The 14,249-nt window shown below is 57.9% G+C and carries 8 protein-coding genes and 2 rRNA genes; 3 read left to right on the top strand and 7 right to left on the bottom strand.

Annotated features, from left to right (window positions below; genetic code table 11):
- Window positions 1-4: 4 nt before the first annotated feature.
- The 3 genes from ASF13_RS08890 to ASF13_RS08880 are packed head-to-tail and all read left to right on the top strand — an operon-like array spanning window position 5 to window position 2,242.
- Window positions 5-670: a CDP-alcohol phosphatidyltransferase family protein gene (locus tag ASF13_RS08890; protein ID WP_056235004.1), complete on the top strand. Its 666-nt coding sequence runs from the start codon at window positions 5-7 to the stop codon at window positions 668-670.
- Window positions 663-1,313, top strand: a complete 651-nt coding sequence (locus tag ASF13_RS08885; RefSeq protein WP_056235001.1) for a 1-acyl-sn-glycerol-3-phosphate acyltransferase — start codon at window positions 663-665, stop codon at window positions 1,311-1,313. Before ASF13_RS08890 ends, ASF13_RS08885 begins: the two co-directional genes overlap by 8 nt.
- Entirely contained in the window at window positions 1,310-2,242 is a 933-nt protein-coding gene (locus ASF13_RS08880) for a phosphatidate cytidylyltransferase (RefSeq protein ID WP_056234998.1), read from the top strand. The genes ASF13_RS08885 and ASF13_RS08880 overlap by 4 nt, the downstream gene beginning before the upstream one ends.
- On the opposite strand, the gene aceK is transcribed toward ASF13_RS08880, so the two are convergent.
- The 7 genes from aceK to ASF13_RS08845 all read right to left on the bottom strand — a co-directional run bounded on the left by aceK (window position 2,233) and on the right by ASF13_RS08845 (window position 14,105).
- Entirely contained in the window at window positions 2,233-3,972 is a 1,740-nt protein-coding gene (aceK, locus tag ASF13_RS08875) for a bifunctional isocitrate dehydrogenase kinase/phosphatase (protein ID WP_056234995.1), read from the bottom strand. The genes ASF13_RS08880 and aceK overlap by 10 nt on opposite strands.
- A 246-nt stretch (window positions 3,973-4,218) precedes the next feature.
- Window positions 4,219-5,526, bottom strand: a complete 1,308-nt coding sequence (aceA, locus tag ASF13_RS08870; protein ID WP_056234991.1) for an isocitrate lyase — start codon at window positions 5,524-5,526, stop codon at window positions 4,219-4,221.
- Between the two features lie 155 nt (window positions 5,527-5,681).
- The gene (gene aceB / locus ASF13_RS08865; RefSeq protein ID WP_056234988.1) at window positions 5,682-7,280 is read right to left on the bottom strand and encodes a malate synthase A; all 1,599 of its coding nucleotides are present in this window, start codon (window positions 7,278-7,280) and stop codon (window positions 5,682-5,684) included.
- A gap of 577 nt (window positions 7,281-7,857) precedes the next feature.
- Window positions 7,858-8,787 carry a homoserine O-succinyltransferase gene (metA, locus tag ASF13_RS08860; protein ID WP_056234985.1) on the bottom strand — a complete coding sequence of 310 codons (930 nt, stop codon included), beginning with the start codon at window positions 8,785-8,787 and terminating at the stop codon, window positions 7,858-7,860.
- A 106-nt stretch (window positions 8,788-8,893) separates the two neighbouring features.
- A complete protein-coding gene (locus ASF13_RS08855) occupies window positions 8,894-10,198 on the bottom strand; it encodes an MFS family transporter (RefSeq protein WP_056234984.1) in 1,305 nt (434 codons plus the stop codon).
- A gap of 573 nt (window positions 10,199-10,771) precedes the next feature.
- Window positions 10,772-10,866 (bottom strand): 5S ribosomal RNA (rrf, locus tag ASF13_RS08850).
- 331 nt (window positions 10,867-11,197) lie between these two features.
- Window positions 11,198-14,105, bottom strand: a 23S ribosomal RNA gene (locus ASF13_RS08845).
- Between the last annotated feature and the right edge of the window lie 144 nt (window positions 14,106-14,249).

Here is a 14,249-nt window from a genome sequence, read left to right as displayed (position 1 = left end):
AAATATGGATAAGGACGTTCAGGACCGCCGTCCGGTCAAAACGCGCGACGCGCGCTGGGCCACCGCCGCCGCGCGTTGGCTGCAGCGCGCCGGCGCCACCCCTAACGGAATCTCCGTCGCCAGTATCGTCTTTGCGCTGCTGGCCGCCGTCTGCTTTGCCGTTGCCTTCCGTGGCGACGGCGACGGGCTGACCCGGCTGGCGATGGCCGGTGCCATTATCGGCATTCAGGGCCGGCTGCTGTGTAACCTGTTTGACGGCATGGTCGCCGTTGAGGGCGGGCTGAAGAGCGCGGTGGGCGCAATCTATAACGATATGCCCGACCGCATCTCTGACTCGCTGATTCTGCTTGGCGTCGGCTACGGCCTGACCAGCCTGCCGCTCGGCCCGACGCTGGGCTGGGCCGCCGCGCTGCTGGCGATGATGACCGCCTATATCCGCCTGCTGGGCGGCAGCTGCGGCCTGGCGCAGCGCTTCGCCGGGCCGATGGCCAAGCAGCACCGAATGGCGCTGCTGACCCTGGCGGCGGTGATAACCCTGCTGCTGCCCGGCTGGGGCCAGACGCTGTTGAGCATCGCGCTGTGGCTGATTATCGCCGGTACGCTGGTGACCTGCGTGCGGCGTACCCGGCTGGTGGCCGCCGCGCTGCGTAAGGAGGTGCCACATGAGTAAGCGCCGTTTATCCGCACGGTTGGTCAGCAGGCTGCTGGTGACGGCGTGCCGCCTGCTGACCGGTATCCGCTCGCGCTGGCACAGCGAGCCGGACGCCGGTAAAACCCGCATCTACTTCGCCAACCACAGCAGCCACCTCGACGGGCTGGTGATCTGGGCCAGCCTGCCGAAGCCGCTGCGCGATACGGTGCATCCGGTGGCCGCCGCCGACTACTGGCTGGGCTCCCGCCTGCGCCGCTATCTGGCGCTGCAGGTGTTCCGCGCGGTGCTGGTGGAGCGCCGCAGCGCCGCCACGGCGCAGGCCGGTGCTGCGGTGCGCCCGGATCCGCTGGAACCGCTGAAACAGGCGCTGGCGCAGCAGCACTCGCTGATCCTGTTCCCGGAAGGGACCCGCGGCGACGGCGAACAGCTGAACCGTTTTAAAAGCGGGCTTTATCATCTGTCCAAAGCCTGGCCGGAGGTGGAGCTGGTGCCGGTGTGGCTGGATAACCTTAACCGCGTGCTGCCGAAAGGCTCGCGGCTGGTGGTGCCGATCATCTGCAGCGCCACCTTCGGCAGCCCGCTGCCGGGCGTGCAGGACGGTGAAGATAAGCAGGCATTTCTGGACCGAACCCAATCCGCGCTGGAGGCGCTGGCACCATGACCCAATGGGATGATTCTCTGATCTGGCTGCTCAGCGGCCTGTTTGGCCTGCTGCTGTTCGCCAGCATCACCGGCGGCATCATCGCCCACTTTAAGCAGAACGCCACCGTCAGCAACCTTAACGCGCGCATCCGCGCCTGGTGGGTGATGTGTATTATTTCGGTGCTGGCGATGCTGATCGGCCCGATCGGCTCGGTGGTGCTGTTTATGCTGATGTCGTTCTTCGCCCTGCGCGAGTGCATTACGCTGTTGCCCACCCGCCGCAGCGATCATGAGACGCTGTTCTGGTGCTTCTTTATCATTCTGCCGCTGCAGTATCTGCTGGTCGGCGTGCAGTGGTACGGCGTGTTTGTCATTCTGATCCCGGTGTACGCCTGGCTGTTTATTCCGGCGCGGCTGGCGGTGGCCGGTGATACGCAGCACTTCCTGGAGCGGGCGGCCAAGATCCAGTGGAGCATGATGATCGCCGTCTACTGCATCAGCCACGCCCCGGCGCTGCTGATGCTGCAGATCCCCGGCTTTGAGCAGCAGAACATCAAGCTGCTGCTGTTCCTGATGATTGTGGTGCAGATCTCCGACGTGCTGCAGTACGTGTTCGGCAAGCTGTTCGGTAAGCGGCCGATCGTGCCGAAGCTCAGCCCGAACAAAACCGTTGAGGGCTTTGTCGGCGGCATCCTTTCTGCCAGCCTGGTGGGAATGGGTTTATGGTGGATCACGCCGTTTGCCCCGTGGCAGGCGTTTCTGATCTCGCTGCTGATCACCCTGCTCGGCTTCCTCGGTGGGCTGTGCATGTCCGCCATCAAACGCGATCGCGGGGTGAAAGACTTCGGCGCGATGATCGAGGGGCACGGCGGCATGATGGATCGCATTGATTCCCTGTGCTTCGCCGCGCCGGTATTCTTCCACGTGGTGCGCTACTTCTACACCTGAGCCGTCACGCCGCTGCCGTAGCGCTGAGCAAAGCGCTGGCGGCGGCGGTAGGCAAACACGTCCTCAATATGCCCGTCGCGGATGCGCTGCTGCAGTCCGCGCCAGTACGCCGCGCTGAACAGTTCGCCGTGCATCTCGTCAAACAGCGCGGCAATCGCCGGATCGGCGCAGAGCCAGTGGCGGAATTCGGCGGGGAACACGTCTTCCGGCGCCACGCTGTACCAGGGTTCGGCGCTCAGCTCATCTTCCGGATAACGCGGCGGCGGCACATCGCGGAAGTTCACCTCGGTCATATAGCTGATTTCGTCGTAGTCATAGAACACCACCCGACCGTGGCGGGTGACGCCAAAGTTTTTATACAGCATATCGCCGGGAAAGATGTTGGCGGCGGCCAGCTGTTTCACCGCGTTGCCGTACTCTTCGATCGCCTCACGGCGCTGCAGCGGGCTGGCCTGCTCCAGCCACAGGTTGAGCGGCGTCATCCGCCGTTCCATATACAGGTGGCCTATCACCAGCATTTCACCCTCCTCACGCAGGATCGACGGCACGTCGCGCTGCAGCGCCGCCAGCAGCGGCGGGCTGATGCGGCCGCGTTCGATGGCAAAGTGCTCAAACTCCTGGGTGTCCGCCATGCGGCCAACGCGATCGTGCTCTTTGACCAGCTGATAGCACTGGCGCACGCGGGCCGGCGTGACCTCTTTCTGCGGCGCAAACTGGTCCTTAATCACCTTAAACACCCGATCGAACCCCGGCAGGGTAAACACCAGCATCACCAGCCCCGGCACGCCGGGCGCGATAACAAAAGCCTCCTCGCTGCCCGCCATATAGTTGAGGTACTCGCGGTAGCTTTCGGTTTTACCGTGCTTCTGGCAGCCAATCGCCATATACAGCTCGGCGGTGGTTTTGCCCGGTAAGATCTCGCGTAGCCACTCTACCAGCGCGGCGGGCAGCGGCGCGTAAACCATAAAGTAGGAACGGGCAAAGCCGAACACGATGCTGGCTTCGCGCGGCTGGGTCAGGCAGGTATCGATCCACAGCTCGCCCTCGTCGCTGCGATGGATCGGCAGCAGAAAGGGGAAAACGCCGTCCGGCGTGCGCAGTTTGCCCACCAGCCAGGCGGCCTTGTTACGGTAAAACAATTCGTTAGCCACCTGCAGCGTGGCCTGCTGCAGCGCCGCCGCCGGGAAATGCTCCTGCAGATGCGCGAGGATAAAACCGACGTCGCGCGGCAGATCCTGCCACGTCAGGCGCAGCGGCAGGTCGGCCAGCAGCGCCGCCAGCAGCGGCCGCCAGCCCTGCGCGGCGTTAAAGGATTTCGCCAGCGGCCGTGGGATAGTACGGAAACGACGTTCAGGCTGTGAGCTGAAGATAAACAGCCGCTCCTCGGTCAGCGACTGATGGCTGAACAGGCGGCAGTAAACCGAGTTAAAAAAGCTTTCGGCAATTTCAAAGCGTGGATAGTCCGGCAGCAGGCCGGTGTAGACGGCTTTGACCTGCTGCAGAAAATGCTGGTCCGCCACCTCCGGCCCGGCCATGCAGCGCAGCTGCTCGGTCACCAGCCCGACGTGATGGTCGTAGAGGTGGATACGCGCCTTCATCGCCGCCTGTACTGCCGGCCAGTCGGCCTGCTCAAAGCGCTGCTGCGCCCCGGCGGTCACCTCCAGAAAACGCCCGTACTGGGCGTCAAATCCCTGCAGAATCGTCTGTGCAATCAATGTTTCTGAAGCCATCGGCTACCTCCACCCGCTATGACATCAATGATTCAGAGCATCCTGCTGGCGCGATCGCTCCAATACGTTAGCCCGTACACCCTCCGTTCCCCTGCGTTCAATAAGGCATCAGATGAGCGCCGTTAGTCTCTCTGCTGGCACGACCGCCCCACTGCGTGAGTCCGTGCGCCCTCCAATCCCCAACGCTTAATAAGGCATCGGAGGAACGCCGTAAGCCTCTCTGGCGCGGTCTGCCGACGGTGCGACTCAGAACTGCTGCTCTTCGGTGGAGCCGGTCAGTGCGGTGACCGACGAAGCGCCGCCCTGGATAGTGTTGGTGACCCGGTCAAAATAGCCGGTGCCGACCTCCTGCTGGTGGGAGGAGAAGGTGTAGCCGCGCTCGATGGCGGCAAACTCCGGCTGCTGAACCTTTTCCACGTAGTGGCGCATCCCTTCCCCCTGCGCGTAGGCTTTTGCCAGGTCAAACATGTTGAACCACATGCTGTGGATGCCGGCCAGGGTGATGAACTGGTATTTGTAGCCCATCTCCGCCAGCGCCTGCTGGAAGCGGGCGATGGTGGCGTCATCGAGGTTCTTTTTCCAGTTGAACGACGGCGAGCAGTTATAGGCCAGCAGCTTGCCGGGGAAACGGGCGTGGATCGCCCCGGCGAAGCGCTGCGCCAGCGCCAGGTCCGGGGTCGAGGTTTCGCACCACACCACGTCGGCGTAAGGGGCGTAGGCCAGCCCACGGGCGATCGCCTGCTCCACCCCGGCGTGGGTGCGGAAGAAACCCTCGGCGGTGCGTTCGCCACTGATGAATTCGCGGTCATACGGGTCGCAGTCCGAGGTGATCAGGTCGGCGGCTTCAGCATCGGTGCGGGCAATCAGCACCGTCGGCACGCCCATCACGTCGGCGGCCAGCCGGGCGGCGACCAGCTTCTGAATCGCCTCCTGGGTTGGCACCAGCACCTTACCGCCCATATGGCCGCACTTCTTCACCGACGCCAGCTGATCTTCGAAATGCACCCCGCCCGCCCCCGCCTGAATCATCCCTTTCATCAGCTCAAAGGCGTTGAGTACGCCGCCAAAGCCCGCTTCGGCATCGGCGACGATCGGCAGGAAGTAGTCGGTATAGCGCGGGTCGCCCGGCTCAATGCCGGCGGCCCACTGGATCTGATCGGCGCGCAGGAAGCTGTTGTTGATGCGCTCCACCACCGACGGCACCGAGTTCGCCGGGTAGAGCGACTGATCCGGATACATGCTGCCCGCCAGGTTGGCATCCGCCGCCACCTGCCAGCCGGAGAGGTAGATCGCTTCAATGCCGGCCTTCGCCTGCTGCAACGCCTGGCCGCCGGTCAGCGCGCCGAGGCAGTTAACGTAGCCTTTGCCGGCACCGCCGTTAAGCAGCGCCCACAGCTTTTCCGCCCCCTGCTGCGCCAGCGTACAGGCCGGATTAACCGATCCGCGCAGCTGCACCACCTCTGCCGCGCTGTAGGGGCGCAGGATGCCGTTCCAGCGGCTGTCGCGCCAGGTCTGTTCGGTCTGCTGAATCTGTTCGGTACGAGAAGTCATCATGGTGCTCCTTGTCAGGGTTCAGGGTTCAGGGTTCAGGGTTCAGGGTTCAGGGTTCAGGGTTCAGGGTTCAGGGTTCAGGGTTCAGGGTTCAGGGTTCAGGTTCAGGTTCAGGTTCAGGTTCAGGTTCAGGTTCAGGTTCAGGTTCAGGTTCAGGTTCAGGTAAGCAGCTCGTAACCGGGCAGGGTCAGAAACTCAACCAGTTCGCGGTCGGTGGTGATCCGTGCCATCAGCGCGGCGGCTTCGGTGAAACGCCCTGCGTTAAAGCGCGCCTCGCCCAGCTCCGCACGGATCACCTGCATCTCCTCCGCCAGCATCTGGCGGAACAGCGTTTCGGTGACCACCTCGCCGCTTTGCAGCGTTTTGCCGTGGCGGATCCACTGCCAGATCGAGGTACGGGAAATTTCCGCGGTGGCGGCGTCCTCCATCAGGCCGTAGATCGGCACGCAGCCGTTACCGCCGATCCAGGCCTCCAGATACTGCACCGCCACGCGAATGTTGGCGCGCATCCCTGCGGCGGTGCGTTCACCGGCGCAGGGGGTCAGCAGCTCGGCGGCGGCGATCTCAGCGTCCTGTTCACGGAGCACGCTGAGCTGGTTGGGCCGATCGCCCAGCCGCTGGTCAAACACCGCCATCGCCGTGTCGGCCAGCCCCGGATGGGCGATCCAGGTGCCGTCATGGCCGTTGGCCGCTTCGCGCTGCTTGTCGGCGCGGACCTTGTTCAGCACCTGCTCATTTTTCTGCGGATCTTTATCCGGGATCAGCGCGGCCATTCCCCCCATTGCCAGCGCACCGCGCCGGTGACAGGTCTTGATCAGCAGGCGGGAGTAGGCATCAAGGAAGCCCTGATCCATCGTCACCGCCTGGCGATCCGGCAGTACCCGATCCGGGTGTGCTTTGAGCGTTTTGATATAGCTGAAGATGTAATCCCAGCGCCCGCAGTTCAGCCCGACGATATGATCGCGCAGGTGCCAGAGGATCTCGTCCATCTGGAATACCGCCGGCAACGTTTCGATCAGCAGCGTTGCCTTTATCGTGCCGCGCTGCAGATCGAAACGATCTTCCGCAAAGCTGAACACCTGGCTCCACCAGGCGGCTTCCTGGTAAGACTGAGTTTTCGGCAGGTAGAAGTACGGGCCGCTGCCTTTGGCCAGCAGCGCGCGGTGGTTGTGGTAAAAATAGAGCGCGAAGTCAAACAGGCTGCCGGCGATCGCCTCACCCTGCCAGCTGACGTGTTTTTCCGGCAGGTGCAGGCCGCGCACCCGGCAGATCAGCACCGCGGGATCGGGCTTCAGCTGGTAGATCTTGCCCTGCTCGTTGCGGTAACTGATGGTGCCGTTAACCGCATCGCGCAGGTTGATCTGACCGTCGATCACTTTTTCCCATCCCGGCGCCAGCGAATCCTCAAAGTCGGCCATAAACACCTTCACCCGGGCGTTCAGCGCGTTAATCACCATCTTGCGCTCGACCGGGCCGGTGATCTCTACGCGACGGTCCTGCAGATCCTGCGGAATACCGCGGATCTGCCACTTTTTATTTTTAATGGAAACTGTTTCCATATTAAAATCCGGCAGTTCTCCCCCATCGATCCGCTGCTGAACGCGCGCCCGCTCCTCCAGTAACGCCTGCCGCTGCGGCATAAATCGCGTAACCAGCTCCGTCAGGAACCCGACGGCATCTTCGGTCAGAATTTGCTGTTCCTGCACGCCTCTCCGGGTCTGAAAATGCAGTTTTTCGCCTGTTGCCTGCTCTGTCATAAGCCCGCTCCCCTGTCAGAATCTGCCCGATCGTCGCTATCGCAGACGATCCATATGGATGCACAAACTTTAATCTTCCCGATCAAAATAGCATCAGCTTAAATTTAAAATCAAAAACAATTTCCATTTTTTATAGTTAATCTATGCAAGATAATGATTTTTTTAGATAAAAAACAACCAACGGAATGATTGGCATTTCAAAAATTAAAGAGAGACAGGGCTTAGCGCCGTGAGATCGGCGGATACGGGGTGAGCATCGATTAGCAGGTGGCGGAGTAAACCTACCTGCACTGGCAGGGGGTTCAGGCTTCATTAAGGGTAGGTGCTATGGCACGACCCTCTTCGGATTAACGTAAAAGTCTCCAGGGTAGAGTCTGAAGATTTGTATTCTGTTTGAGGGATAAAGGGCATAAACAGCAGACAGGAGCATGCCAGCGGGGAGAGAGGCTAAATATGGCATTCCGTCGAATGCCATTAGCGTTCGGTCAGGGTGAGCAGGGTACGAAAATTCAGCACGAACTTACCGTCCTGACGGGGCAACGTGTCGCTAACTTCGGCGAAAAATGGCCCGATAAAGTTATTCCAGCGTTGGGTTCATATTACGCAGATCAAACGGCGTGATCTGATAAACGTAGTAGTTTAGCCAGTTTGAAAACAGCAGGTTGCCGTGGCTGCGCCAGCTGGCACGCGGTGGAAGGGCCGGGTTGTCCTGCGGGAAGTAGTTAAAGGGTACTTCCGGGTTGAGCCCGGCGTCAAAATCGCGATGATATTCACCGGAGAGCGTCAGCGCATCGTACTCGGGGTGACCGGTGACGAAGGCCAGCCGCTTGTCTTTGCTGGCAAACAGGTAAGCACCGGTTTGTTCTGATTCGGCAAAGATTTCAAGGTCGGTATAGTCACGCAGTAGCTGTGTCGGGAAGTCAGCGTAACGCGAGTGCGGCGCGAGGAAACTATCGTCAAAGCCGCGGGTCAGCAGCGCGTGCGGATGCAGGATCTGGTGCTCGAAGACGCCAGACAGTTTGTTATCCCGCGTCTGCTTAGGGATGCCGTAAAGAATATTCAGCGCAGCCTGCACCGCCCAACAGACAAACAGCGTGGAGGTGACGTGCTCTTTCGCCCAGTGCAGCACCCGCTGGATCTGTGGCCAGTAGGCAACGTCGCAAAAGTCGACCAGCCCTAACGGGGCACCGGTGACGATCAGGCCGTCAAAATTCTCATGCTGAATATCATCAAAGTTACAGTAGAAGTTGTTCAGGTGCTCGTTGGGAGTATTACGTGACTCGCGGCTGTCGATGCGCAGCAGCTGGATGTCGATCTGCAGCGGTGAGTTAGAAAGCAGGCGCAGAAACTGGTTTTCCGTTTCGATCTTTTTCGGCATCAGATTCAGTACCAGCACCTTTAACGGGCGGATCTCCTGCGTGCTCGCACGGCTGGACGTCATAACAAAGACGTTCTCGTTACGCAGAAAACTCGCGGCTGGTAATTCGTCGGGTACCCTGATCGGCATAACCTGCTTCCTCAATACATACGTTTATACGTTTAGACATCCAGATGCCTGAAGATACCCTGGACACCTGATAATGTCGAGGCTTCATCGGATTGTTGAAAATGTTTCAACTGCCGGGCGGCCTCTGCAGCAGTGCTTCGTGCTCTTTCGACGGGATCATAAAGGCCGTCACCAGCACCAGCACACTCATTGCAGTGACATACCAGTAAAACCAGGCTTCATGGCCGGCGACTTTGAGCGACAACGCCACATATTCGGCCGAGCCGCCAAAAAGCGCATTCGCCACTGCGTAAGAAAGGCCAACACCCAGGGCACGTACTTCGGTCGGAAACATTTCCGCCTTCAATACACCACTGATTGAGGTATAGAAGCTGATAATGGTCAGTGCCAGCATTACCAGAAAAAACGCGTACCACGGACTGTCCGCACTGCGCAACAGCGTCAGGATCGGAACCGTACATAATGTTGCCAGCACCCCGAAAATCATCATCGATCGCCGCCGGCCAATCCTGTCCGACAACGCACCAACCAGCGGATGCAGCAGCATATAGATAATCAACGCGCCAATCATGATCCTGCTGGCCAGTTCTGGGGCCATCCCGACCGTATTCACCAGATATTTCTGCATATAGACGGTAAACACGTAATAACTCAGCGTCCCGCCGGCGGTGAATACCAGTACCAGCGCGACCGATTTTTTATGTTGCCATAATGCGGAAATCCGCCCCGCGTCACGGTGATGGCGGATGGTACTGTCGGTGGTTTCACTCAGTGAGCGCCGCAGCCATAGCGCCACCACGGCCAGCAACGCCCCGACTACAAACGGAATACGCCAGCCCCACTCATAAAGTGCTTCCCGCGTCATGATGGCCTGCAGTATCACCAGTACCAGCAGCGACAGCATCTGACCACCAATGATGGTGACATACTGAAAGGAGGCATAGAACCCGCGCCGGCCAGTGTGCGCCACTTCACTCATATAGGTCGCAGTGGTGCCGTATTCGCCGCCAATCGAAATTCCCTGAAATATGCGCGCCAGCAGCAGCAGCGTCGGTGCCCAGACGCCAATGACGGCGTATCCCGGCAGGCAGGCGATCACCAGTGAACCAATACACATCATGCATACGGAGATCAGCATGGCGTTTTTGCGCCCATGCCGGTCTCCAAATCGGCCAAAGATCCAACCGCCCAGTGGACGCACCAGGAAACCAACGGCGAAAATAGCCGCCGACTTCAGCAGTTGCGTAGTGGGATCGCTGTCGGGGAAAAACAGGTGGGAAAAATAGAGCGAACAGAATGAATAGATATAGAAATCAAACCACTCCACCAGATTACCCGATGAGGCAACAACAATTGTTCGGATAAGAGGGTTCGGAGTGCTGTCGTCCAGCTGCTGAAACTGCTCTTTCATGGGTCACTCCTTTGCGGATAATTCTCCGTTTTGCGCCCGGTCTGCCGGGCAGAAAGGCCAGCGTAAAACACCTGTTTCCAGGTACCAGGCGAGTGCAGTATCTCATTTTAAACATATCCTCCATGCCCGGTGGCGGTCAGAAAAGATTCTATCCTGAAGTGAGGCACGCAACCTGTTGAGGGATTTAGTGCGGGTCTGCGTTAAAAAAGGAAATTAAGAAGAGAAAATGTGACAGCTGTAGCGAATACAAACATGGGAATATGGGAATGGAAGCAAAACAGGTAACAGATGCGGTTATAAATACGACAAAAGTAAGCGTAATAACGACTGAAACAGAGATCTCTGGCTTTTCTGGCGGTCAGTCGCCTGAAATTCCCATTGGGTCTTACCGTTTTTGGGGTTCTTTACGCCATTTTTTATATCACACGCACAAAAAAGCCCCATGCTTTCGCATGAGGCTTGTCTGTTTATTTGATGCCTGGCAGTTCCCTACTCTCGCATGGGGAGGCCCCACACTACCATCGGCGCTACGGCGTTTCACTTCTGAGTTCGGCATGGGGTCAGGTGACTCTCGCATGGGGAGGCCCCACACTACCATCGGCGCTACGGCGTTTCACTTCTGAGTTCGGCATGGGGTCAGGTGGGACCACCGCGCTAAAGCCGCCAGGCAAATCTTTTGTGCCGTCCTGTGTCTTTTGCACTGATGCCGCGTTGGCTGCGCTCGTCACCTCAGTCACATACTGGTGTATGCTCCTTCACTGCCTTCGCTTGCCGCCTTGCCTCAGTACAAAATCCTTCGGACTATAGTCCGCAGAACAACTGAATTCTTTATCCGGTAAAACAAGCTGAAAATCTTTGCGTCTCTCGAACGCCACCAGAACGCTTCTGGCGTTGTAAGGTTAAGCCTCACGGGTCATTAGTACCGGTTAGCTCAACGCATCGCTGCGCTTACACACCCGGCCTATCAACGTCGTAGNACCAGAACGCTTCTGGCGTTGTAAGGTTAAGCCTCACGGGTCATTAGTACCGGTTAGCTCAACGCATCGCTGCGCTTACACACCCGGCCTATCAACGTCGTAGTCTTCAACGTCCCTTCAGGGGTCTCAAGGAMCCAGGGAGAACTCATCTCGAGGCAAGTTTCGCGCTTAGATGCTTTCAGCGCTTATCTTTTCCGCACTTAGCTACCGGGCAATGCCATTGGCATGACAACCCGAACACCAGTGGTGCGTTCACTCCGGTCCTCTCGTACTAGGAGCAACCCCTCTCAATTCTCCAGCGCCCACGGCAGATAGGGACCGAACTGTCTCACGACGTTCTAAACCCAGCTCGCGTACCACTTTAAACGGCGAACAGCCGTACCCTTGGGACCTACTTCAGCCCCAGGATGTGATGAGCCGACATCGAGGTGCCAAACACCGCCGTCGATATGAACTCTTGGGCGGTATCAGCCTGTTATCCCCGGAGTACCTTTTATCCGTTGAGCGATGGCCCTTCCATTCAGAACCACCGGATCACTATGACCTGCTTTCGCACCTGCTCGAGCCGTCACTCTCGCAGTCAAGCTAGCTTATGCCATTGCACTAACCTCACGATGTCCGACCGTGATTAGCTAACCTTCGTGCTCCTCCGTTACTCTTTGGGAGGAGACCGCCCCAGTCAAACTACCCACCAGACACTGTCCCCACGCCGGATTACGGCGCCAGGTTAGAACATCAAACGTTAAAGGGTGGTATTTCAAGGATGGCTCCACGCAGACTGGCGTCCACGCTTCAAAGCCTCCCACCTATCCTACACATCAAGGCTCAATGTTCAGTGTCAAGCTATAGTAAAGGTTCACGGGGTCTTTCCGTCTTGCCGCGGGTACACTGCATCTTCACAGCGAGTTCAATTTCACTGAGTCTCGGGTGGAGACAGCCTGGCCATCATTACGCCATTCGTGCAGGTCGGAACTTACCCGACAAGGAATTTCGCTACCTTAGGACCGTTATAGTTACGGCCGCCGTTTACCGGGGCTTCGATCAAGAGCTTCTCGCAGCGCGATAACCCCATCAATTAACCTTCCGGCACCGGGCAGGCGTCACACCGTATACGTCCACTTTCGTGTTTGCACAGTGCTGTGTTTTTAATAAACAGTTGCAGCCAGCTGGTATCTTCGACTGCCTTCGGCTCCAGGAGCAAGTCCCTTCACCTACCGACAGCGTGCCTTCTCCCGAAGTTACGGCACCATTTTGCCTAGTTCCTTCACCCGAGTTCTCTCAAGCGCCTTGGTATTCTCTACCTGACCACCTGTGTCGGTTTGGGGTACGATTCRATGTTACCTGATGCTTAGAGGCTTTTCCTGGAAGCAGGGCATTTGTTACTTCAGCACCGTAGTGCCTCGTCRTCACACCTCAGCGTTGATAAGGTCCCGGATTTACCTAAGACCTCCGCCTACATGCTTAAACCGGGACAACCGTCGCCCGGCTAACATAGCCTTCTCCGTCCCCCCTTCGCAGTAACACCGAGTACGGGAATATTAACCCGTTTCCCATCGACTACGCCTTTCGGCCTCGCCTTAGGGGTCGACTCACCCTGCCCCGATTAACGTTGGACAGGAACCCTTGGTCTTCCGGCGAGCGGGCTTTTCACCCGCTTTATCGTTACTTATGTCAGCATTCGCACTTCTGATACCTCCAGCAGACCTCACAGTCCACCTTCGACGGCTTACAGAACGCTCCCCTACCCAACAACATTTACATGTCGCTGCCGCAGCTTCGGTGCATGGTTTAGCCCCGTTACATCTTCCGCGCAGGCCGACTCGACCAGTGAGCTATTACGCTTTCTTTAAATGATGGCTGCTTCTAAGCCAACATCCTGGCTGTCTGTGCCTTCCCACATCGTTTCCCACTTAACCATGACTTTGGGACCTTAGCTGGCGGTCTGGGTTGTTTCCCTCTTCACGACGGACGTTAGCACCCGCCGTGTGTCTCCCGTGATAACATTCTTCGGTATTCGCAGTTTGCATCGGGTTGGTAAGCCGGGATGGCCCCCTAGCCGAAACAGTGCTCTACCCCCGAAGATGAGTTCACGAGGCGCTACCTAAATAGCTTTCGGGGAGAACCAGCTATCTCCCGGTTTGATTGGCCTTTCACCCCCAGCCACAAGTCATCCGCTAATTTTTCAACATTAGTCGGTTCGGTCCTCCAGTTAGTGTTACCCAACCTTCAACCTGCCCATGGCTAGATCACCGGGTTTCGGGTCTATACCCTGCAACTTAACGCCCAGTTAAGACTCGGTTTCCCTTCGGCTCCCCTATACGGTTAACCTTGCTACAGAATATAAGTCGCTGACCCATTATACAAAAGGTACGCAGTCACACCACGAAGGTGCTCCCACTGCTTGTACGTACACGGTTTCAGGTTCTGTTTCACTCCCCTCGCCGGGGTTCTTTTCGCCTTTCCCTCACGGTACTGGTTCACTATCGGTCAGTCAGGAGTATTTAGCCTTGGAGGATGGTCCCCCCATATTCAGACAGGATGTCACGTGTCCCGCCCTACTCATCGAACTCACAGAATRTGCGCTTTTGTGTACGGGAGTATCACCCTGTACCCTGCGACTTTCCAGACGCTTCCACTAACGCACAAACTGATTCAGGTTCTGGGCTGTTCCCCGTTCGCTCGCCGCTACTGGGGGAATCTCGGTTGATTTCTTTTCCTCGGGGTACTTAGATGTTTCAGTTCCCCCGGTTCGCCTCATGCCACTATGTATTCATGACATGATAGTGTGTCGAAACACACTGGGTTTCCCCATTCGGGTATCGTCGGTTRTAACGGTTCATATCACCTTACCGACGCTTATCGCAGATTAGCACGCCCTTCATCGCCTCTGACTGCCTAGGCATCCACCGTGTACGCTTAGTCGCTTAACCTCACAACCCACAAGCGTCCCGWRGGACAACTTTGAGCTGCAAGCATTTGAGAGACTCGAACATATCGTTAACTTCATTCTTATTACGGAGAATGAAAACGATACGTCGTTTCAATTTTCAGCTTGTTCCGGATTTTTAAAGAGC

This window comes from Erwinia sp. Leaf53, from assembly GCF_001422605.1.
Taxonomy (GTDB): Bacteria; Pseudomonadota; Gammaproteobacteria; order Enterobacterales; family Enterobacteriaceae; genus Erwinia.
Note: the sequence above shows the minus strand (reverse complement) of the source record. Positions and strands in the feature narration are given on the sequence as shown.

Bases quoted from the DNA above. Each gene is read 5' to 3' on its own strand.
- ASF13_RS08890 (WP_056235004.1), top strand. From the start codon at position 5: ATGGATAAGGACGTTCAGGACCGCCGTCCGGTCAAAACGCGCGACGCG.
- ASF13_RS08855 (WP_056234984.1), bottom strand. From the start codon at position 10,198: ATGAAAGAGCAGTTTCAGCAGCTGGACGACAGCACTCCGAACCCTCTT.
- aceA (WP_056234991.1), bottom strand. From the start codon at position 5,526: ATGATGACTTCTCGTACCGAACAGATTCAGCAGACCGAACAGACCTGG.
- ASF13_RS08885 (WP_056235001.1), top strand. From the start codon at position 663: ATGAGTAAGCGCCGTTTATCCGCACGGTTGGTCAGCAGGCTGCTGGTG.
- ASF13_RS08880 (WP_056234998.1), top strand. From the start codon at position 1,310: ATGACCCAATGGGATGATTCTCTGATCTGGCTGCTCAGCGGCCTGTTT.
- aceK (WP_056234995.1), bottom strand. From the start codon at position 3,972: ATGGCTTCAGAAACATTGATTGCACAGACGATTCTGCAGGGATTTGAC.
- metA (WP_056234985.1), bottom strand. From the start codon at position 8,787: ATGCCGATCAGGGTACCCGACGAATTACCAGCCGCGAGTTTTCTGCGT.
- aceB (WP_056234988.1), bottom strand. From the start codon at position 7,280: ATGACAGAGCAGGCAACAGGCGAAAAACTGCATTTTCAGACCCGGAGA.